Annotated in this window: 20 protein-coding genes; 15 read left to right on the forward strand and 5 right to left on the reverse strand. The window is 60.1% G+C overall.

All coding sequences use genetic code 11. The annotated features are described in order from the left end of the window. Nucleotides 1-27 precede the first annotated feature (27 nt). The 10 genes from AD670_RS28220 (at nucleotide 28) to AD670_RS28265 (ending at nucleotide 11,235) form a co-directional block, all read left to right on the forward strand. Nucleotides 28-921, forward strand: coding sequence for a LysR family transcriptional regulator ArgP (locus tag AD670_RS28220; RefSeq protein WP_053139923.1), 894 nt, complete (start codon nucleotides 28-30; stop codon nucleotides 919-921). 52 nt (nucleotides 922-973) lie between these two features. After that, the gene (locus AD670_RS28225; RefSeq protein ID WP_053139925.1) at nucleotides 974-1,972 is read left to right on the forward strand and encodes an NAD(P)-dependent oxidoreductase; all 999 of its coding nucleotides are present in this window, start codon (nucleotides 974-976) and stop codon (nucleotides 1,970-1,972) included. Nucleotides 1,973-2,099: 127 nt separating this feature from the next. Further along, nucleotides 2,100-2,945: an ATPase gene (locus tag AD670_RS28230; RefSeq protein WP_053139927.1), complete on the forward strand. Its 846-nt coding sequence runs from the start codon at nucleotides 2,100-2,102 to the stop codon at nucleotides 2,943-2,945. Between the two features lie 152 nt (nucleotides 2,946-3,097). Then, nucleotides 3,098-4,357 carry an AGE family epimerase/isomerase gene (locus AD670_RS28235; RefSeq protein ID WP_053139930.1) on the forward strand — a complete coding sequence of 420 codons (1,260 nt, stop codon included), beginning with the start codon at nucleotides 3,098-3,100 and terminating at the stop codon, nucleotides 4,355-4,357. A gap of 104 nt (nucleotides 4,358-4,461) precedes the next feature. Beyond that, entirely contained in the window at nucleotides 4,462-5,748 is a 1,287-nt protein-coding gene (locus AD670_RS28240) for an ABC transporter substrate-binding protein (RefSeq protein WP_053139932.1), read from the forward strand. Between the two features lie 80 nt (nucleotides 5,749-5,828). Further along, nucleotides 5,829-6,737 (forward strand): carbohydrate ABC transporter permease, encoded by a 909-nt coding sequence (locus AD670_RS28245; RefSeq protein WP_003175732.1) that lies wholly within the window; start codon nucleotides 5,829-5,831, stop codon nucleotides 6,735-6,737. Beyond that, nucleotides 6,730-7,575 carry a carbohydrate ABC transporter permease gene (locus AD670_RS28250; RefSeq protein ID WP_034115702.1) on the forward strand — a complete coding sequence of 282 codons (846 nt, stop codon included), beginning with the start codon at nucleotides 6,730-6,732 and terminating at the stop codon, nucleotides 7,573-7,575. Before AD670_RS28245 ends, AD670_RS28250 begins: the two co-directional genes overlap by 8 nt. Before the next feature lie 2 nt (nucleotides 7,576-7,577). Further along, nucleotides 7,578-8,738, forward strand: a complete 1,161-nt coding sequence (locus AD670_RS28255) for an ABC transporter ATP-binding protein (protein WP_053139934.1) — start codon at nucleotides 7,578-7,580, stop codon at nucleotides 8,736-8,738. 201 nt (nucleotides 8,739-8,939) lie between these two features. Then, nucleotides 8,940-10,286: a carbohydrate porin gene (locus AD670_RS28260; RefSeq protein WP_053139936.1), complete on the forward strand. Its 1,347-nt coding sequence runs from the start codon at nucleotides 8,940-8,942 to the stop codon at nucleotides 10,284-10,286. Between the two features lie 103 nt (nucleotides 10,287-10,389). Further along, complete coding sequence (locus tag AD670_RS28265) at nucleotides 10,390-11,235, forward strand: D-hexose-6-phosphate mutarotase (RefSeq protein ID WP_053139938.1); 846 nt, start codon at nucleotides 10,390-10,392, stop codon at nucleotides 11,233-11,235. 69 nt (nucleotides 11,236-11,304) lie between these two features. On the opposite strand, the gene AD670_RS28270 is transcribed toward AD670_RS28265, so the two are convergent. Continuing rightward, nucleotides 11,305-12,165, reverse strand: coding sequence for a MurR/RpiR family transcriptional regulator (locus AD670_RS28270; RefSeq protein WP_170039859.1), 861 nt, complete (start codon nucleotides 12,163-12,165; stop codon nucleotides 11,305-11,307). 219 nt (nucleotides 12,166-12,384) lie between these two features. Here AD670_RS28270 and zwf point away from each other — a divergent pair, with 219 nt between their 5' ends. From zwf to AD670_RS28285, 3 genes are read left to right on the forward strand one after another with little or no spacing between them, the layout of a single operon-like run. Then, the gene (gene zwf, locus AD670_RS28275) at nucleotides 12,385-13,851 is read left to right on the forward strand and encodes a glucose-6-phosphate dehydrogenase (RefSeq protein WP_053139940.1); all 1,467 of its coding nucleotides are present in this window, start codon (nucleotides 12,385-12,387) and stop codon (nucleotides 13,849-13,851) included. Beyond that, nucleotides 13,838-14,551 (forward strand): 6-phosphogluconolactonase, encoded by a 714-nt coding sequence (pgl, locus tag AD670_RS28280; RefSeq protein ID WP_053139942.1) that lies wholly within the window; start codon nucleotides 13,838-13,840, stop codon nucleotides 14,549-14,551. Before zwf ends, pgl begins: the two co-directional genes overlap by 14 nt. 17 nt (nucleotides 14,552-14,568) lie before the next feature. Beyond that, complete coding sequence (locus AD670_RS28285) at nucleotides 14,569-15,234, forward strand: bifunctional 4-hydroxy-2-oxoglutarate aldolase/2-dehydro-3-deoxy-phosphogluconate aldolase (RefSeq protein ID WP_053139944.1); 666 nt, start codon at nucleotides 14,569-14,571, stop codon at nucleotides 15,232-15,234. A gap of 78 nt (nucleotides 15,235-15,312) precedes the next feature. Here the strand turns inward: AD670_RS28285 and AD670_RS28290 are convergent, their stop codons facing one another. Together AD670_RS28290 and AD670_RS28295 are read right to left on the reverse strand one after the other, a co-directional pair. Beyond that, nucleotides 15,313-16,512, reverse strand: coding sequence for an aminotransferase class V-fold PLP-dependent enzyme (locus AD670_RS28290; RefSeq protein ID WP_053139946.1), 1,200 nt, complete (start codon nucleotides 16,510-16,512; stop codon nucleotides 15,313-15,315). Nucleotides 16,513-16,522: 10 nt separating this feature from the next. Further along, complete coding sequence (locus tag AD670_RS28295; protein ID WP_017139191.1) at nucleotides 16,523-16,759, reverse strand: DUF3820 family protein; 237 nt, start codon at nucleotides 16,757-16,759, stop codon at nucleotides 16,523-16,525. Nucleotides 16,760-16,964: 205 nt separating this feature from the next. On the opposite strand from AD670_RS28295, the gene AD670_RS28300 reads away from it, so the two are divergent. Then, nucleotides 16,965-17,432: a PA2169 family four-helix-bundle protein gene (locus AD670_RS28300; RefSeq protein ID WP_010208206.1), complete on the forward strand. Its 468-nt coding sequence runs from the start codon at nucleotides 16,965-16,967 to the stop codon at nucleotides 17,430-17,432. A gap of 136 nt (nucleotides 17,433-17,568) precedes the next feature. On the opposite strand, the gene AD670_RS28305 is transcribed toward AD670_RS28300, so the two are convergent. Both AD670_RS28305 and AD670_RS28310 read right to left on the reverse strand, forming a co-directional pair. Then, complete coding sequence (locus AD670_RS28305) at nucleotides 17,569-18,039, reverse strand: MaoC family dehydratase (protein WP_024077080.1); 471 nt, start codon at nucleotides 18,037-18,039, stop codon at nucleotides 17,569-17,571. A gap of 57 nt (nucleotides 18,040-18,096) precedes the next feature. Then, on the reverse strand, nucleotides 18,097-19,041 hold the full coding sequence (locus AD670_RS28310; protein ID WP_053139948.1) for an alpha/beta hydrolase: 945 nt from the start codon (nucleotides 19,039-19,041) through the stop codon (nucleotides 18,097-18,099). Between the two features lie 233 nt (nucleotides 19,042-19,274). Here AD670_RS28310 and fadD2 point away from each other — a divergent pair, with 233 nt between their 5' ends. Next, nucleotides 19,275-20,963, forward strand: coding sequence for a long-chain-fatty-acid--CoA ligase FadD2 (gene fadD2 / locus AD670_RS28315; RefSeq protein ID WP_053139951.1), 1,689 nt, complete (start codon nucleotides 19,275-19,277; stop codon nucleotides 20,961-20,963). Nucleotides 20,964-21,187: the final 224 nt, after the last annotated feature.

Here is a 21,187-nt window from a genome sequence, read left to right on the forward strand (position 1 = left end):
ATTGCTGATCGCTCATTAGAGAAACTGATGTTCGACTATAAATTGCTTTCCGCCCTGGCGGCGGTGGTGGAACAGGCCGGCTTCGAGCGCGGTGCCCAGGTATTGGGCTTGTCGCAATCGGCGATTTCCCAGCGCATCAAACTGTTGGAAGCACGCATCGGCCAGCCGGTGCTGGTGCGGGTGACACCGCCGACGCCCACCGATATTGGTCGGCGGCTGCTTAACCATGTGCAGCAGGTGCGGTTGCTGGAGCGCGACCTGCAAAGCCAGGTGCCGGCGTTGGATGACGAAGGCATGCCCGAGCGCCTGCGCATCGCGCTGAATGCCGACAGCCTGGCCACTTGGTGGGCCGAGGCGGTCAGTGATTTTTGTGCCGAGCAGCATCTGCTCCTGGACCTGGTCGTAGAGGACCAGACGGTGGGCCTCAAGCGCATGCGCGCCGGTGAGGTGGCCGCCTGTATTTGTGCCAGCGAACGCCCGGTGGCCGGCGCTCGCAGCCTGTTGCTGGGGGCCATGCGTTATCGGGCGCTGGCCAGCCCAGCCTTTATTGCCCGGCATTTCCCCCAAGGCGTGCGCGCCGATCAACTGGCGCGCACACCGGCACTGGTGTTTGGCCCGGATGATTTCCTGCAGCATCGCTACTTGGCGTCCCTGGGCGTGGACGGAGGTTTCGAACACCATTTATGCCCATCGTCCGAAGGCTTTATCCGCCTGGCGGAGGCTGGGCTCGGGTGGGGGCTGGTGCCTGAATTGCAGGTGCGCGACCAGTTGGAAACGGGCGTGCTGGTCGAGTTATTGCCAGATAAGCCCATCGATGTGCCGTTGTACTGGCATCATTGGCGCAGCGGTGGGCAGCTGTTGGGCCTGTTGACCAACCATCTGGCCCAGGCCTGTGGACAATGGTTGGTGCCGTTGGACTGACGGCGGTCGTCAAGGCAACAGCGATGAAAAATGAAAGAACACGGGGTAATACATGAAGATTCTGGTCACCGGCGCAAGCGGCTTCATCGGCGGGCGCTTTGCGCGTTTCGCCCTGGAGCAGGGGCTCGACGTACGGGTCAACGGGCGACGCGCCGAAGGGGTGGAGCACCTGGTCCGGCGCGGTGCCGAGTTTATCCAGGGTGATCTGAATGATGCCAACCTGGTGCGCGACCTGTGCCGCGATGTCGAAGCCGTGGTGCATTGCGCCGGTGCTGTTGGGCTGTGGGGGAAGTATCAGGACTTCCATCAAGGCAACGTGCTGGTGACTGAAAACGTTGTCGAGGCCTGCCTCAAGCAGCGCGTTGGCCGCCTGGTCCACCTGTCGTCGCCGTCGATCTACTTTGACGGGCGCGATCACCTCGGGCTGACGGAAGAGCAAGTCCCTAAGCGTTTCAAACACCCTTACGCCGCCACGAAGTACCTGGCCGAGCAGAAGGTGTTCGGCGCCCAGGAGTTCGGCCTGGAAGTGCTGGCCCTGCGCCCGCGTTTTGTGACCGGCGCCGGGGACATGAGCATTTTCCCGCGCCTGTTGAAAATGCAGCGCAAAAACCGTCTGGCCATCGTCGGCGATGGCCTGAACAAGGTGGATTTCACCAGCATTCACAACCTTAACGAAGCCTTGCTCAGCAGTTTGCTGGCCCCAGGGTCTGCGCTGGGCAAGGCCTATAACATCAGCAACGGCGCGCCTGTGCCGGTGTGGGATGTGGTGAACTACGTGATGCGCCAGATGGAGTTGCCCCAGGTCACCCGGTATCGGTCCTACGCCTTGTCCTACAGCGTGGCGGCATTGAACGAGGCAGTCTGTGCCCTGTGGCCGGGACGACCGGAGCCGTCGTTGTCGCGGCTGGGGATGCAGGTTATGAACAAAGATTTCACCCTCGACATCAGCCGAGCCAGGCATTATCTGGATTACGAGCCTAAAGTCAGCCTGTGGACCGCCCTCGACGAGTTTTGCAGTTGGTGGAAGGCCCAGGATCCCGGGCTCAAGTAAGGTCACAACAGGCAACACATCGGGAACCGAGTTCCAGGTTCCGGGTCGATCAGTGCGGCGGGGTTGCGGTTTATACTCCCGCCGCTCGGCTTTGCAGCCAGCTAACTCACCGATTCAGGGTTGATTCATGCGTAACGATGCTAAAGACGATTTCGACAACGTTCCCAGCCTGCGGGCTGATCACGGGGATGACGATGATTTCGAGCCATCCCCAGCCACTTCCGTACGTTCGCGCACTACGCCTGTGGTCAAGGTCAAGGGGCCCAGCACCGGCCCGCTGTGGGCATTGATCGGCGCACTGCTGATCGCGTTTACCGGCCTGGCCTGGTGGAGCTTCCAGCAGATCTCGCTGATGGGCCAGCAGTTGGTCGCCACCCAGGAAAGTTTTGCGCGCATCAGCGAAGAAGCGGCGGGGCGCCTGCAGGACATTTCCGGCAAGGTCGTCGCCAGTGAAGCCAGCGTGAACAACGGCAGCGAAGCGCTGAAACTGCAGATCAAACAGCTCGAAAGTCAGTTGCTGGAGCAGGGTAAACAGCAGCTCGGCGTTGCCGGCCAGGCCACCGAGCTGGACACGCGGCTGGCGAAAATGACCGCCAGCACCACTGAGCTGTCGAGCGCCAATGCCAAGCTGCAAGGCCAGGTGCAAGCCTTGACCGATGCCGTGGCGAGCCTGAAGGCGGCGCAGGGTGATGCCGGCAAGCACGATGCCGAGATAAAGGAATTGGTCGCAGATGTTGCCGCCTTGAAAAAACAAGGTAACCCGAGCGCGGCCATCGCCCGTCTTGAGCAGGATCTGGTGGTACTCAAAAGCGCCCAGGACAGCCAGCCGGCCAACAGCGATGCGCCGACGAATAAAGAGTTCGACGTGTTTCGCATCCAGACCACCCGCAATATCACCACCTTGCAAAGCCAGGTGCAGAACCTGAACCAGCGCCTGAATGCGCCTGCGGCGGTCACGCCGCTCGGCCAGTAATATCGGGCCTGTGGCAAGCTTGCTCGCCACAGGCCGCCTAAGCGGCTTGAATGTCACCGTCTGGTGACATTTCCCATCCCCTTCGTTACTTGCCCCCACCTCACCCTTGTTTAGACTCCGGGTCATCCCACAAAAAATAATAAGGGCCACCCATGACCACGCAACCACTGCCTGCCAGCAGTTGGCTGAATGCACCTGCCCATCACGCTTGGCTCGCCGCCGAAGGCCAGCGCCTGCTGGCATTCGCCAAGGCATCTCGTCTGCCTGAGGGTTTTGGCAATCTCGACGACAAAGGCCAATTGCCGGCCGATGCCCACGCCGAAACCATGAATACCGCACGCATGACCCACAGCTTCGCCATGGCCCATGCCATGGGGGTGCCGGGTTATGCCGACCTGGTGGCGCACGGTGTTGCGGCCCTGAGCGGGCCTTTGCGCGACAGCGAACACGGCGGCTGGTTTGCCACGCCCCAGGCCCTGGATGGCAACACCGGCAAGGCTGCCTACCTGCACGCCTTTGTCGCCCTGGCGGCCAGCTCAGCGGTGGTGGCGGGCGCGCCCGGGGCACAAAACCTGCTCAACGACGCTATCCATATCATCGACCAGTTCTTCTGGAGCGAAGAGGAAGGCGTGATGCTCGAATCGTTTGCCCGGGACTGGAGCGGCGTTGAAGCCTATCGCGGCGCCAACAGCAACATGCACGCCACCGAAGCCTTCCTGGCCCTGGCCGATGTCACCGCTGACACACGTTGGCTGGACCGCGCCCTGCGCATCGTCGAGCGGGTGATTCATACCCACGCCGCCGCCAATCAGTTCATGGTGATCGAGCATTTCGACACTCAGTGGAAACCCCTGCTCGATTACAACGAAGACAACCCCGCCGACGGCTTCCGCCCCTATGGCATCACCCCCGGCCACGGTTTTGAGTGGGCGCGGCTGGTGCTGCACCTGGAAGCGGCACGCCAGCAGGCCGGGCTGGCCACGCCGGACTGGCTGCTGAGCGCGGCCAAGGGCCTGTTCGCCAGCGCCTGCGAATATGCCTGGGCCGTGGATGGCGCTCCCGGCATCGTCTACACCCTGGACTGGAACCAGCGCCCGGTCGTGCGTGAGCGTCTGCACTGGACCCACGCTGAAGCCAGCGCTGCTGCCCAGGCCTTGCTTAAACGCACGGGTGAGTTGCATTACGAAACCTGGTACCGGCGTTTCTGGGAGTTTTGCGACACCCATTTCATTGACCGTATCCACGGCAGCTGGCACCACGAACTCGGCCCGCACAACCAGCCCAGCAGCAACATCTGGGGCGGCAAACCGGACCTGTACCATGCCTGGCAAGCGGTAGTGCTGCCTGCACTGCCTTTGGCGCCAAGCATGGCCAGCGCTTTAAGTGCTGGGGGTTATGTCACCAAGTGGTGACATTTGTGCATCCCTTTGTTACCTGCGCTCGAAAAAACCATGTTTAAACTCCGTGCAGCGCAAGCTCTAGACTTGCATGCATAACAACAAGAAAAGGTATTCAGATGAACGCGATTAATCGCCTCGCCGTAGCTATTTCCGTTGCCTCGTTGTTTCCCCTCAGTGCATTTGCCGCCGACTCCAAAGGGACGGTTGAAGTTGTGCATTGGTGGACCTCGGGTGGCGAAAAAGCGGCTGTAGATGTCCTGAAGGCCCAAGTAGAGAAAGACGGCTTTACCTGGAAAGACGGTGCCGTCGCAGGTGGTGGTGGCGCCACGGCCATGACCGTGCTGAAAAGCCGCGCGGTCGCCGGCAATCCGCCAGGCGTTGCCCAGATCAAAGGCCCTGACATCCAGGAATGGGCGTCCACCGGCCTGCTCGACACCGACGTCCTGAAGTCCGTCGCCAAAGACGAAAAATGGGATTCCCTGCTCGACAAGAAAGTCTCCGACACCGTGAAGTACGACGGTGACTACGTCGCCGTACCGGTCAACATCCACCGCGTGAACTGGCTGTGGATCAACCCGGAAGTCTTCAAGAAAGCCGGTATCACCAAGAACCCAACCACCCTCGAAGAATTCTACGCAGCCGGCGACAAGCTCAAGGCCGCGGGCTTCATTCCGCTCGCCCACGGTGGCCAGCCTTGGCAGGACAGCACCGTCTTCGAAGCGGTGGTCCTGTCGGTAATGGGCGCCGATGGCTACAAGAAAGCCCTGGTCGACCTGGATAACGCTGCGCTGACCGGCCCGGAAATGGTCAAGTCCCTGACCGAGCTGAAGAAAGTCGCGACCTATATGGACGTCGACGGCAAAGGCCAGGACTGGAACCTCGAAGCCGGCAAGGTCATCAACGGCAAGGCCGGCATGCAGATCATGGGTGACTGGGCCAAATCCGAATGGACCGCCGCCAAGAAAGTCGCCGGCAAAGACTACGAGTGCGTAGCCTTCCCGGGCACCGACAAAGCCTTCACCTACAACATCGACTCCCTGGCGGTGTTCAAGCAGAAAGACAAAGGCACTGCTGCTGGCCAGCAGGACATCGCCAAAGTCGTGCTGGGTGAAAACTTCCAGAAGGTCTTCAGCATCAACAAGGGCTCGATCCCTGTTCGTACCGACATGCTCAATGAAATGGACAAGCTCGGCTTCGACTCCTGCGCCCAGACTGCGGCCAAGGACTTCCTGGCTGACGCCAAGAGCGGCGGCCTGCAGCCAAGCATGGCGCACAACATGGCCACTACCCTGGCCGTGCAAGGCGCGTTCTTTGATGTCGTGACCAACTACATCAACGACCCGAAAGCCGACCCGGCCGACACCGCCAAGAAACTCGGCGCTGCGATCAAGTCTGCCAAGTAACGGTTGACCTTGTGAGGGGGACCCCTGACCCCTCACAAGGCGTGCTTCTGTAGTCCTTTTTCCCTGTATTGGATTTCCCCATGAGTTCTGTTGCTGTGTTCAGCAAAGCCTCGCCGTTCGATGCACTGCAGCGCTGGCTACCCAAACTGGTGCTGGCGCCCAGCATGTTCATCGTGTTGGTGGGCTTCTACGGCTACATCCTGTGGACGTTTGTGCTCTCGTTCACCACGTCTACGTTCCTGCCGAGCTACAAATGGGCGGGTCTTGCGCAATACGAACGGTTGTTCGACAACGACCGCTGGTGGGTGGCGAGCAAGAACCTGGCGCTTTTCGGCGGGATGTTTATCGGCATCACCTTGGTGATCGGCGTGACGCTGGCGATTTTCCTCGACCAGAAAATCCGCCGCGAAGGTTTTATCCGCACCATTTACCTGTACCCGATGGCGCTCTCGATGATCGTCACCGGTACCGCCTGGAAATGGCTGCTCAACCCGGGCATGGGCCTGGACAAACTCCTGCGTGACTGGGGCTGGGAAGGCTTCCGTCTCGACTGGCTGATCGACCCGGACCGCGTGGTCTATTGCCTGGTGATTGCTGCTGTGTGGCAAGCCTCCGGTTTCATCATGGCGATGTTCCTCGCCGGCCTGCGTGGCGTTGATCAGTCGATCATCCGTGCCGCCCAGATCGACGGCGCAAGCCTGCCGCGCATCTACTGGAGCGTGGTGCTGCCCAGCCTGCGTCCGGTGTTTTTCAGTGCGGTGATGATCCTGGCGCACATTGCGATCAAGAGCTTCGACCTGGTGGCGGCCATGACGGCCGGTGGTCCGGGCTACTCGTCCGACCTGCCCGCGATGTTCATGTACTCGTTCACCTTCAGCCGTGGCCAGATGGGCATGGGCTCGGCCAGTGCAATCCTGATGCTCGGTGCGATCCTCGCGATCATCGTGCCTTACCTCTACTCCGAGCTGAGGACCAAGCGTAATGACTAGTCTCGCTGCCAAACCTGCCATCAGCCTGAGCCGCATCGCGATCTACGCGGTGTTGATCCTGGCTGTGTTGCTGTACCTGGTACCGCTGGTGGTGATGCTGCTCACCAGCTTCAAGACCCCGGAAGACATCAGCACCGGCAACCTGCTGAGCTGGCCGACCGTGGTCAGCGGCATCGGCTGGGTCAAGGCCTGGGCCACGGTGGATGGCTACTTCTGGAACTCGATCAAGATCACCGTGCCGGCCGTGCTGATTTCCACCGCCATCGGCGCGTTGAACGGCTATGTGCTGTCGTTCTGGCGCTTCCGTGGTTCGCAGTTGTTTTTCGGTTTGCTGTTGTTCGGCTGCTTCCTGCCGTTCCAGACCGTGCTGCTGCCGGCGTCGTTCACCCTCGGCAAGATGGGCCTGGCGAGTACCACCACTGGCTTGGTGTTTGTGCACGTTGTGTACGGTCTGGCGTTCACCACGCTGTTCTTCCGTAACTACTACGTGAGCATTCCGGATGCGCTGATCAAGGCGGCACGCCTGGACGGTGCCGGTTTCTTCACCATTTTCCGTCAGATCATTCTGCCGATGTCCACGCCGATCATCATGGTCTGCCTGATCTGGCAGTTCACTCAGATCTGGAACGACTTCCTGTTCGGCGTGGTGTTCTCCAGTGGCGATTCCCAGCCCATCACGGTGGCGCTGAACAATCTGGTCAACACCAGCACCGGGGCCAAGGAATATAACGTGGATATGGCGGCGGCGATGATCGCCGGGCTGCCGACCCTGCTGGTCTATGTGATCGCAGGCAAGTATTTCGTGCGCGGCCTGACGGCCGGCGCGGTCAAGGGGTAATCATGGCTACGCTTGAACTTCGCAATGTAAACAAGACCTATGGCGCCGGCCTGCCCGACACCTTGAAGAACATCGAACTGTCGATCAAGGAAGGTGAGTTCCTGATCCTGGTCGGCCCTTCGGGTTGCGGTAAGTCCACGCTGATGAACTGCATCGCGGGCCTGGAGACCATCACCGGCGGCGCAATCATGATCGGCGACCAGGACGTCAGCGGCATGAGCCCCAAGGACCGTGACATCGCCATGGTGTTCCAGTCCTATGCGCTGTACCCGACCATGAGCGTGCGCGAGAACATCGAGTTCGGCCTCAAGATCCGCAAGATGCCCCAGGCCGACATCGACGCCGAAGTCGCGCGCGTGGCCAAGCTGCTGCAGATCGAACACCTGCTCAACCGCAAGCCAGGCCAGCTCTCCGGTGGCCAGCAACAGCGTGTGGCCATGGGCCGGGCCCTGGCGCGTCGGCCGAAGATCTACCTGTTCGACGAACCGCTGTCGAACCTCGACGCCAAGCTGCGCGTCGAGATGCGTACCGAAATGAAGCTGATGCACCAGCGCCTGAAAACCACCACCGTCTACGTGACCCACGACCAGATCGAAGCGATGACCCTGGGCGACAAGGTGGCGGTGATGAAGGACGGCATCATCCAGCAGTTCGGCACGCCGAAAGAGATTTACAACAACCCGGCCAACCAGTTCGTGGCGAGCTTTATCGGTTCGCCGCCGATGAACTTCGTGCCCCTGCGCCTGCAACGCAAGGACGGTCGCCTGGTAGCCCTGCTCGACAGCGGTCAGGCCCGTTGCGAACTGCCGCTGGCGATGAACGACGCCGGCCTGGAAGACCGCGATGTAATCCTCGGCCTGCGCCCGGAGCAAATCATGCTGGCGGCGGGTGAGGGCAATGGTTCGTCGAGTATTCGTGCCGAAGTCCAGGTCACCGAACCCACCGGCCCGGACACCCTGGTATTCGTGCAACTGAATGACACCAAGGTCTGCTGCCGCCTGGCGCCCGATGTGGCACCGCAGGTGGGCGAGACCCTGACGCTGCAATTCGATCCGGCCAAGGTGTTGCTGTTCGACGCCAAGACGGGCGAGCGCCTGGGCACTGCTGCTTCAGTGCCAACGCAAGGGCATGCCGATAACGTGGCTCAGTTCAAGGGCCGCTGAACACGGTAGGAGCGAGCTTGCTCGCGAAGGTCGTCAACGATAACGCGGGCATCCTGGATAAACGCGTTGACCTTGAGTTTTTCGCCGGCAAGCTCGCTCCTACAAGTGTAGGGCGAACGAGATAAGTAGTTGTTTTAATTAAAAAATGTAACCCGCGTTAGATAAAAACAGTTTAATAACAATAAAGACGAGGATGTAGGGATGAAAAAGCAACACAACAACACCCGGCTGATCTGCCAACTGTCAGCAGCAGCAGCCCTTGTACTGTCCGCCAATGCGATGGCGGCCGATGCATTCAGTGCCGATTCCAAGTGGATGACCGGCGATTGGGGCGGTGAGCGTACCAAGCTGATCGAGCAAGGTATCGACATCAAGGCTGACTACGTAGGGGAAATGGGCGCCAACCTGCGCGGCGGCTACAACAACGACAGAACCGGCCGTTACTCCGACCAGTTCGGGTTGGGCGTAGCGCTGGACCTGCAAAAGCTGTGGGGCTGGGATAACACCCAGGCCAAGATCCAACTGACTAACCGTAATGGCCAGAACATCTCCAACGACCGCATTGGCGACCCGCGTGCCGGCACGCTGAGTTCGTCCATGGAAGTCTACGGTCGCGGCCACATGGTCCGTCTGACCCAGTTCTGGATTCAGCACCAGATGTTCGACAACAAGCTGGACGTGAAGCTCGGTTACTTCGGTGAAGGCGAAGACTTCAACACCTTCCCGTGCGACTTCCAGAACCTGTCGTTCTGTGGCTCCCAGGTCGGTAACTATGTAAACACCTGGTACAACTGGCCGGTCAGCCAGGCCGCGATCCGCGTGAAGTACAACATCACGCCTGAGCTGTATGCGCAGATCGGTGCGTACAACCAGAACCCATCGCAGCTGGAGCACGGCAACGGCTTCAAACTCAGCGGCAGCGGCACCAAGGGCACCGTGATTCCGGTGGAATTGGTCTGGTCGCCGAAGGTTAATAACCTGCCGGGCGAATACCGTGTGGGTTACTACAAGAGCGCCGCCGACGCTGCTGACGTTCGTGAAGACGTCAATGGCAACGATGCTGCCACCACGGGCGCGGCCTACCGTACCCACAGCAGCAAAAAAGGCTACTGGTTCGTTGCCCAACAGCAACTCACCAGCCATAACGGCGACGCTTCCCGTGGCTTGAACATCGCTGCCAACGCGACCTTCCACGATAAGGAAACCAACCTGGTCGACAACTATCAGTCGATCATGCTGGTGTACAAGGGCCCATTCGACGCGCGTCCAAAAGATGACGTCGGCATTGGCGCTGCGCGTCTGCACGTCAACGATGACGTGAAGAAAAACGCCGAACTGCTTAACGTCGCGAATGGCGTGGCCGACTACGACAACCCGCTGTTCTCGCCGATCCGCGAAACCGAGTACAACTTCGAAATCAACTACGGCTTCCACGTCACCAACTGGCTGACCGTGCGTCCCAACCTGCAATACGTTGTCCAACCGGGCGGCGTGGATAAAGTCGACAACGCGCTGGTGGCGGGCCTGAAAATTCAGTCTACGTTCTAACGCTGTTGCGATAAGCTCCTTCTCTCTGTGCGCATTTTGCGGATAGCCATGGCTATCCGCTTTTTTTTGGGTGGCACTGTGACGATATTCAGGACCGTGGCACATGCATGAGCAACCGCTGCAACGCTTTTTCAAATCCCTGCGCGAGCGTCCGGTGTTCGCTTGGGAGCGCTTTCAGATGCGCGACGTGTTGGTGATCGACCATCCGCTGTGTCAGGCGGTGTTCAGTCGCCAGGGTGCGCAACTGTTGCATTTCCAACCCCGTGGCCAGAAACCCTGGCTGTGGTGCGCGGCCAAGTGGCCGCAAGTCGGCGCCATCCGTGGCGGCGTGCCGGTGTGCTGGCCGTGGTATGGCCGCCATCCGAGCGAAAACGCGTGGCCGTCCCATGGTTGGGCGCGGTTGATCGACTGGAAACTGCTCGACAGCAGCACCGACGACGATGGCGTGCGCCTGCACTGGCAATTGCAGCTGTGCGATTGGCAGGTCGACCTGCACGCGCACCTGGGCGATACCCTGGAACTGCGCCTGAGCACCGAGCATCAGGACGAGTTGCCGTGCCAATTGAGCCATGCTTTGCACGCCTACTGGCGTATTGGTCACGTCGATGAGATAGCGCTGTCTGGGCTCGACGGCGCGCACGGTTACGACCAGCTCAATCGCCAGGCGTGCCAGCAGGAAGGCGAGTTGCGCGTCGACGGCGGGTGCCAGCGGGTGTTCCAGCACGACGGCGAACTACAGCTTAAGGATCATGCCTGGCAGCGCGAACTGTGCATCGACACCGGCGACAGCGCCGACACCGTGGTATGGCATCCCGGCAGCCGGCCGCTGCTGGGGGTGAGCTTTAACGAGGCGTCGGGGTTTGTGTGTGTCGAGTCGGCGATGGCCGGGGCGAGTCTGGCGCCGGGGGAGAGGGCGCATCTCAGTTTGCAGGCGCGGGCTGGGGTTTAGCGGTGTGGTTGATGGCCTCATCGGGGGCTTGCCGCCGATGAGGCCAGTGAAGCCAACACACAGGCTGGCTTAGTTAAACTCATCCCCAACCGGATACCGGCTGTCATTCAAACTCTCTTTGATCTTGCGCAGATGCGGCTGGAAATCTACCCCACGGCGCAAAGTCATGCCGGTCGCCAACACATCCAGCACCGTCAATTGGATGATCCGCGAGGTCATCGGCATATAGATGTCGGTGTCTTCCGGCAGCGGAATATTCAGGCTTACGGTACTGGCCTTGGCCAACGGCGAGTTCTCGGCGGTTACGCCCAGCACTGACGCACCGTTTTCCCGGGCGATACGCGCCACTTCCACCAGCTCGCGGGTGCGCCCGGTGTAGGAAATGATCACGAACAACTCGCCCGTGTGGGCCACCGAGGCGATCATGCGTTGCATCAGCACGTCGGCGTGGGCGGTGACCGCCAGGTTGAAGCGGAAAAACTTGTGCAGCGCATCCATGGCCACCGGCGCCGAAGCACCGAGGCCGAAGAAGTGGATCTGCCGCGCCTGGATCAACAGGTCCACGGCCTTGCTGATCAGGGCCGGGTCCAGGGCCTGGCAGGCGCTGTCCAGGGAAGCGATGGCGCTGCCAAAGATCTTCTGGGTGTAGGCCTCAGGGTTATCATCGGCCTCCACGGCGCGGCTGACGTACGCTGCGCCACTGGCCAGGCTTTGCGCCAACTGCAATTTAAGTTCAGGGTAGCCGCTGACGCCGAACGAGCGGCAGAAACGGTTGACCGTCGGTTCACTGACCGAGGCGGCTTGGGCTAGGGCTGCGATGGAGAAGCGGGTCGCCTGCTGCGGGTTGAGCAGGATGACCTCGGCTACTTTTTTCTCAGCCTTGTTCAGTTCTTCGAGGCGGTTCCGGATCTGTTCCAGAAGATTTCGCACGCGGTCCATTCAGTCTTTCCTTCGGGCGACGATGCAAATAAAGGGCGGCAACCAATCGACGAGTGGCCCTTTGCGGTGGCCTATCCTACTGAGGGTAGCTGAACACCACCACTCGGAATGCGTATTTCGGGAAAATGTTGTGGTTATTACTACATTTTTCCTTGAGTGATGCCTTGAAAAAAGGTATTTGTAGCTTAACTTGATAAAAGAACAAACATCATGCCTTCGATAACCGTAGAACCCTGCACCTTTGCCCTGTTTGGCGCCTTGGGTGATCTGGCGCTGCGCAAGTTATTTCCTGCCCTCTATCAACTCGATGGCGCCGGGCTCCTGCACGACGACACCCGTATCCTGGCCCTGGCCCGTGAAGCCGGTTCCGAGCAGCAACACCTGGCCCATATCGAAAAAGAATTGCGTAAATACGTCGACAAGGAACTGGACGAGAGCATCGCCCAGCGTTTCCTGGCGCGCCTGACCTATGTCCATGTCGACTTCATGAAAGCCGACGACTACGTGGCCCTGGCTGAACTGGCCGGCACCGAACAGCGCCTGATCGCCTACTTCGCCACGCCTGCGGCGGTGTACGGCGCAATCTGCGAGAACCTGTCCAAGGTCGGCCTGGCGGAAAACACCCGCGTCGTGCTGGAAAAACCCATCGGTTCGGACCTGGAATCCTCGCGCAAGGTCAACGACGCCGTGGCGCAGTTTTTCCCGGAAAACCGCACCTACCGCATCGACCACTACCTGGGCAAAGAGACCGTCCAAAACCTGATCGCCCTGCGTTTCGCCAACAGCCTGTTCGAAACCCAGTGGAACCAGAACTACATTTCCCACGTGGAAATCACCGTGGCCGAGCAGGTCGGTATCGAAGGCCGTTGGGGCTATTTCGACAAGGCCGGCCAGCTGCGCGACATGATCCAGAACCACTTGCTGCAGCTGTTGTGCCTGATCGCCATGGACCCGCCGGCCGACCTGTCCGCCGACAGCATCCGTGACGAGAAGGTCAAGGTGCTCAAGGCCCTGGCGCCGATCAGCCCGGATGGCCTTACCACTCAGGTGGTGCGTGGCCAGTACATCGCCGGCTACAGCGCTGGCAAGCCGGTGCCGGGTTACCTGGAAGAAGAGAATTCCAACACCCAGAGCGACACCGAAACCTTCGTCGCGCTGCGGGCCGATATCCGTAACTGGCGTTGGGCCGGGGTGCCGTTCTACCTGCGCACTGGCAAGCGTATGCCGCAGAAGCTGTCGCAGATCGTCATCCACTTCAAGGAACCGTCTCATTACATCTTCGCCCCCGAGCAGCGTTTGCAGATCAGCAACAAGTTGATCATTCGCCTGCAGCCGGACGAAGGTATTTCCTTGCGCGTGATGACCAAGGAGCAGGGCCTGGACAAGGGCATGCAACTGCGCAGCGGACCTCTGCAACTGAATTTTTCTGACACCTATCGCAGCGCACGCATCCCCGATGCCTACGAGCGGTTGTTGCTGGAAGTGATGCGCGGCAATCAGAACCTGTTTGTTCGCAAAGATGAAATCGAAGCCGCGTGGAAGTGGTGTGACCAGTTGATCGCCGGGTGGAAAAAATCCGGTGATGCGCCCAAGCCGTATGCGGCGGGGTCCTGGGGGCCGATGAGCTCTATTGCACTGATCACGCGGGATGGGAGGTCTTGGTATGGCGATATCTGAATTGAAACTGCCTCGGGGCGTGACTGCCCACGAGTACCGCACGCCTGTGCTGCTGGCGGACGGCCTGGCCAATGACGTGGCCGAACAACTGCGCGCGGCCATCAGTGCCCGTGGCGAGGCAACCCTGGTGGTGTCCGGTGGCCGCAGCCCCGTGGCGTTTTTCCAGAACCTGGCCAAGCAAGGCCTGGACTGGTCAAAAGTCACCATCACCCTCGCCGATGAGCGCTGGGTGCCGGTTGAACACGCCGACAGCAATGCCGGCCTGCTAAAGCAGCACTTGTTGCAAGGCCCGGCGGCCAAGGCCAAGTTTCTCAGCCTGTACAGCGCTGCGGCCAATCTTGATGACGCTGCCGAGCAGGCTGATCGCCTGCTGGCGGAGTTGCCAGCCATTGATGTGCTGGTGCTGGGCATGGGCGATGACGGCCACACCGCATCGCTGTTTCCCGACAGCCCGAACCTCAACGAAGCCCTGCAGGCCGACGGTACCCGCCGTTGCTGGCCAATGCTGGCGCCGACCGTGCCGCACCAGCGCCTGACCATGAGTCGCGCGTTGTTGGCCACGGCCCACTACACCGTGCTGTCGATTTCCGGCAGTTCGAAATTGACCACCTTGAGCGCCGCGCTGGCCAGTGATGACGTTGCTGCCATGCCGATTCGCGCGTTTTTGCAACCTACTTTAGAGATTTACTGGTGCCCATGAGCCAAGGATCAGCCGCTATGAAAAGCCCTCAACCGACCGTGTCCATGGCGTATAAAGTTGCCCTGATCGACAGCCTCTGCGCCAAGGCGCGGATCCTGCCGGTGATCACCATCGCCCGCGAACAGGACATCCTGCCGCTGGCCGATGCCCTGGCAGCCGGTGGTCTGACCGCATTGGAAGTGACCCTGCGTTCCGAGTTCGGCCTCAAGGCCATTCAGGTCCTGCGCGAGCAGCGTCCTGAACTGTGCACCGGCGCCGGTACCGTACTCGACCGCCACATGCTTGAAGCGGCGGAAGTGGCTGGTTCGCAATTTATCGTCACCCCCGGCATTACCCGCGACCTGCTGGAAGCCTCGGTGCACAGCCCGATTCCTTTGCTGCCAGGTATCAGCAACGCCTCCGGCATCATGGAAGGCTATGGCCTGGGCTACCGCCGCTTCAAGCTGTTCCCGGCCGAAGTCAGCGGCGGCGTTGCTGCGATCAAGGCCCTGGGCGGCCCGTTCGGCGAAGTGAAGTTCTGCCCGACCGGCGGCGTCGGTCCGGCCAACATCAAGAGCTACATGGCGTTGAAAAACGTGATGTGCGTGGGCGGCAGCTGGATGCTTGACCCGGAGTGGATCAAGAACGGCGACTGGGCCCGCATCCAGGAAGTGACCGCTCAGGCGTTGGCGCTGCTGGATTGATCTGATTTATCGAATCGTTGTTGCTGTGCTTAACGGCATTTTTGCGGTGCACTTGGTCGGTGTACCGCTTTTTTTTGCCTAAAAAACTTCCCCGCCCCCCGGGCCGCTGTGCGCCAGTTCGGTAATGGCGTTGACCAGGACATTGATGTCCGCCGCTGACGTCACCAACCCCGGTGTCACGCGGATACAGGTACCAAACGCAGCACCTGTGCGCGTGGTGGTAAATAGGCTGTAGTCCCTGAGCATGCGATCCACCATCACCTGCTGATCCCGCCCGCTGAACTTGAACGCCGTAATCCCGCAATACAGCCGTGGATCATCCGGTGTCAGCACCTCGATCCCCGGTAATGCCCGCACCTGTTTTACCCACACGTCGCGCAAGTGGTTCACCCGCGCGCCCTTGGCCGCCGCGCCGCCCATAGCGCGATGTTCTTGCAGTACCAGTGGCAAGGTCATCAGTGCCGGAAAGTTGGGTGTGCTGTACGACGTGCGCGCACGCACGTCGGTGGCGGGGTAGTGGAACTCGCCCATGTCCGGGTCAATGTCAGCCAGGCGCTCGGGGGCGATATAGAGAAACCCCAGGGTCAGCGGCGCGCCGATCCATTTGTGCAGGTTGAATCCGGCGAAGGCAATGCCCAGTTCGGCCAGGTTGAACTCGATTTGGCCGAGCGCGTGGGCGCCGTCGAGGATCACGTCGATGGCACGTTCACGCGCAGCCTGGGCGATGGCTTCAACAGGCATCACCAGGCCGGTGCGATGGGTTACATGGGTGAGTGCCATCAGCTTGAGGCGCGGGTAGCGCGCGAACGCATCGCGATAGGTCTGCAGCAGGCTGTCGAAACTGGCCGGGTGCGTGTGGGACAACTCCACGACCTCCACCCCGCGAACCCCTGCCAACCAGCGCATCGCACCTTTGACGGTGTCGTACTCCAGGTCGCTGATCAGCACCTGATCGCCGGGTTGCAGGCGGTTGTAGTTGCGGATCAGCGATTGCAAGGCTTCGGTGGCGTTGCGGGTGAAGGCGACGGCCTCGGGGTCGACATCGATCAGCCCGGCCAGTTGGCGACGGATCTCGACGTTTTCACCTTGCTCGAAGCGTTGGCGCACATACAGCGAGTTGCTGCGGTTGATAAACGCCACGTGCTCCAGGTACTGCGCCTGCACCTCGCGGCTCATGCGCCCGAAGTAGCCGTTCTCCAGGTTGATCGGGCCGGGCTCCAGCGCATAACGCTGGGCGATGGCCTGCCAGTGGAGTTCGTTATCAGCATTCCTTGGCATGGCGCGTCTCTTAATGGCGGGGGGCGGGTTTACCGTGTTTAACGCGCAGCGGTTCCAGCAGTTCGGACAGGCCGTTGTGGTCGATTTCCTGCATCAATGCCAGCAAGCCGCCCAATTCGCCGTGAGGAAAGCCTTCACGGGCGAACCAGTTCAGGTAGGGGCCAGGCAGGTCGGCGATGATCCGGCCCTTGTACTTGCCGAAGGGCATTTCGCGGGTGATCAGCAGTTCAAGTTTTTCAGGATTCATGAGCTTCGTGGGAGTAAGGCGAGATTTTCGAAAATACAGGCATTCTGCATGAAGGCCAAATGACAGATCATGCAAATAACGTCGATACAGATGGTTCAATATTTTATAAGTTATTGAATTTAAACAATAATATTCTTTTTGAAAACTTGGCACGGGCGCTGCAATAACTAAGACAACCTTCTTAACCCGTACAAGGAATTGAAAAATGACTGACATCAATAAAGAATCGATCTCCGTACTGAACGACCTGATCGAGACCAGCATCGACGGCCAGAAGGGCTTCAAAGAGTGCGCTGAAGACATCAAGCACCCTGAACTCAAGGCTCTGTTCGCCAAGCGTTCGGCTGATTGCGCCACTGCCGCCGCCGAACTGAAAACCGCCGTACGTGCTCTGGGCGGTGATCCGGAAGATTCCGGCAGCGTAGCCGGCGCCCTGCACCGTGGCTGGGTCGACGTAAAGTCGATGCTGACCGGTAAGGACGAAGAGGCTGTTCTGAACGAAGCCGAGCGCGGTGAAGACCACGCACTGAAGGCTTACAAAGAAGCCATCGAGAAGATCAACAAGCACAACCTGCTGGGCATTCGTGATCTGGTTGAGCGTCAGTACCACGGCGTACAACGCAATCACGACCAGGTAAAAGCCCTGCGTAACCAGGCTCGCGCTCAGTCGTAAGTCCTGTCGTGTAGCAAGTGTGGGAGGGGGCTTGCTCCCGATAGCGGTGGATCAGTCGATATTTCAATGACTGGCCCACCGCAATCGGGAGCAAGCCCCCTCCCACATTTGTATGGTGTTGGCGTTGAAACCGTACTCAGCCGATGCTGATCGGCGGCAGTTCGGTCAACGTTACGACCTGCTGTTTGCGTGGCGCGAGGATCTCCGCCTCGCCATCCACCACCAGCTCATCGCGCTGGTTGAACACACGGGTGGCGATGCGCACGCGAAACTTCGGCAGCTTTTCGAGGATTTCCAGGCGCACGGTCAGGGTATCGCCGATTTTTACCGGCTTCTGGAAGGTCATCTGCTGGCCGATGTAGATGGTGCCCGGCCCGGGCAGTTCGCAGGCAACGGCCGCGCTGATCAGGGCGCCGCTGAACATACCGTGGGCGATACGCTCCTTGAACATCGTCGCCTTGGCGTATTCGGCATCCAGGTGCACCGGGTTGTGGTCGCCGGACATGGCGGCAAACAGCTGGATATCACGCTCTTCGACGGTCTTGCTGTAGCTGGCGGTCTGGCCGACTTCAAGGGCTTCGTACGGGGTGTTGGTTACCTGGGTCATCTAAGGGTGCATCCTGTGGCTAATCGGTAATTTAACTGTCTGATTTTAAACGAAAAGTTATTCGCAGCGGGCCGGCCTGTGCAAGGTCATGACCTGGTCGAGCCACGTCAGCACATCTGCCGTGACTTCATCGCGGTTGGTTTCGTTGAACACTTCGTGACGCGCCTGCGGGTAGATATTCAGTTGCAGGTTCTGGCAGCCGGCTTCGCGCAGGGCATGGGCCAGGCTTTTGAGACGCTTGCCTTCACTCACCGGATCACATTCGCCGCCCATCACCAGGATCGGCAGGCCCGGATCGATCTGCACGAGATTGGACGCTTTGCTGATTTGCTGCAAGCCGCCGAGCAGATCGATCCACAGCTGGTTGGTACAGCGGAAACCACAAAGTGGGTCATTGATGTACTTGTCGACTTCAACCGGGTCGCGGCTGAGCCAATCGAACGCCGTGCGATTGGGTTTGAACGCCTTGTTGAATGAGCCGAACGACAAGAACTCGATCAGTGCACTGCGCCCACGCAGGCCCTGGCGTGTGCGCTCCAGGCGAGCAATCAGGCGTGCGGCGCGATACAGCGCCACCGGCTGGAAATTCGAGCCGCTGAGAATCGCCCCATTCAGGCTGGCACTGTGGTGCAGCAGGTAGGCCTGGGCGATGTAGCTGCCCATGCTGTGCCCCAGCAAAATGATCGGCAGCCCCGGTTGTTGCTGGCCGATGTGCTGGTTGAGACTGGCCAGGTCGCCCACCACTTTGTTCCAGCCATCTTTTTCGGCGTAGAGCCCCAGGGTGCCTTCGTCGGCGGTGCGGCCATGGCCTCGCTGGTCCGGCGCATACACGCCGTAGCCTGCGCGGCACAAGGCTTCGGCCAGGCGCGCGTAGCGCCCGCTGTGCTCGGCCATGCCGTGGGACAGCATGATCACGGCCCTGGCCGGGCCGTCCGGCATCCAATGATTGACGTACAGGCGGCTGCGGTCATTCGCGGTCAGCCAGAAAGTGCTGTGGTTCATGACGTTTCCTTTTCTCAAGGGCTGCTCAAGGTCAGCTCAGGGACGTTGCAGTGTATAGCTCATCCCGCGGGAAGCGTCTGATCAGCGCAGGGCCTTGTAGGAAGATTCACGCAACAAATGACGCTCTTTTCCGTATTTGCCTGTTTGGCCATAGCTGCTAACGTCCCCGAAGCTCCGCTTTTTATAAGCAGCACGAAAGCGGCCGGACACATTCAGGTAAGAGGACAAGAATAATGCAACCTGATTTCTGGAATGACAAACGCGCGGCGGGCGTTCCCAATGACATCGACCTTTCGGCCTATAAATCGGTGATCGAAGTCTTCGAGCGTTCCTGCAAGGCCTTTGCCGACCGTCCGGCATTCAGCAACATGGGGGTCACCCTGACCTACGCTGAGCTTGAGCGCCACAGTGCGGCGTTCGCCGGCTACCTGCAACAGCACACCGACCTCAAGCCCGGCGAGCGCATCGCCGTGCAGATGCCCAACGTGCTGCATTACCCGATTGCCGTGTTCGGCGCACTGCGTGCCGGGCTGATTGTGGTCAACACCAACCCGCTGTACACCCCGCGCGAAATGCGTCACCAGTTCAAGGACGCCGGCGTACGGGCCTTGGTCTACCTCAACCTGTTTGGTTCGCGGGTGCAGGAGGTATGCACCGACACCGAGATCGACTACCTGATCGAAGCCAAGATGGGCGACTTCCTGCCCGCTGCCAAAGGCTGGCTGGTCAATACCGTGGTCGACAAGGTGAAAAAGATGGTCCCGGCCTACCACCTGCCGCGTGCGGTGTCGTTCAAGCGCACCTTGCGCATGGGCGCAGGCCTCGGCGTGACGCGCCACCCGGTGAGCTTGGACGACATCGCGGTGCTGCAATACACCGGCGGCACCACCGGCCTGGCCAAGGGCGCGATGCTGACCCATGGCAACCTGGTGGCGAACATGCAGCAGGTGCGCGCCTGCATGTCCCAGACCGGCGACGACGGCCACCCGCTGATCAAAGAAGGGCAGGAGGTGATGATCGCGCCGCTGCCGCTGTACCATATCTATGCCTTCACCGCGAACTGCATGTGCATGATGGTCTCGGGTAATCACAACGTGCTGATCACCAACCCACGGGACATCGGTGGGTTTATCAAAGAGCTGAAAAAGTGGCGTTTTACCGGGCTGCTGGGGCTTAACACGTTGTTTGTGGCGTTGATGGATCACCCGGATTTCAAGAGCCTGGATTTTTCCCATCTCAAGCTCACCAACTCCGGCGGCACGGCACTGATCAAGGCCACGGCCGAGCGCTGGGAGCAAATCACCGGCTGCGCGATTGGTGAGGGCTATGGCCTGACAGAAACCTCGCCGGTCGCCAGCACCAACCCCTACGGCAACAAGTCACGCCTGGGTACCGTGGGCATCCCGGTGCCCGCTACCGCGATGAAGGTGATTGACGACGAAGGCGCCGAGCTGCCCTTGGGCGAGCGCGGCGAGTTGTGCATCAAGGGCCCGCAGGTGATGAAGGGCTACTGGCAGCAACCGGCCGCCAGCGCCGAGGCCCTGGATGCCGAAGGCTGGCTCAAGACCGGTGACATTGCAGTGATAGACGACGACGGCTTTGTGCGCATCGTCGATCGCAAGAAAGACCTGATCATCGTTTCGGGCTTCAATGTGTACCCCAACGAAATCGAAGATGTCGTCATGGCCCACCCGGCGGTGGCCAATTGCGCGGTGATCGGCGTGCCGGATGAGCGCACCGGGGAGGCGGTGAAGCTGTTTGTGGTAGCGCGTGCCGAAGGGGTAAGCCTTGAAGAGTTGAAGGTGTACTGCAAGACCAACTTCACCGGGTACAAGGTACCCAAGCACATTGTGTTGCGTGACTCGTTGCCGATGACGCCGGTAGGGAAGATCCTGCGCAGGGAGCTACGCGACATCGCCTGACCATGAATTGAAATGCAATCAAAATGTGGGAGGGGGCTTGCCCCCGATGCAGTGGAACAGTCACCGGACGTATCGACTGGTCCACCGCATCGGGGGCAAGCCCCCTCCCACATTTGTCGTGTATCGTCCTGAAGGCCTATTCCAGAGCCTTTCATCAAGGAATTTCACTTTCGTTTAAAGTGTGACTAAATATTGTAGGACAGTCGTGATTATGACTGTGGGGG

It is taken from the genome of Pseudomonas sp. MIACH, assembly GCF_001269925.1.
In the GTDB taxonomy this organism is placed as follows: domain Bacteria; phylum Pseudomonadota; class Gammaproteobacteria; order Pseudomonadales; family Pseudomonadaceae; genus Aquipseudomonas.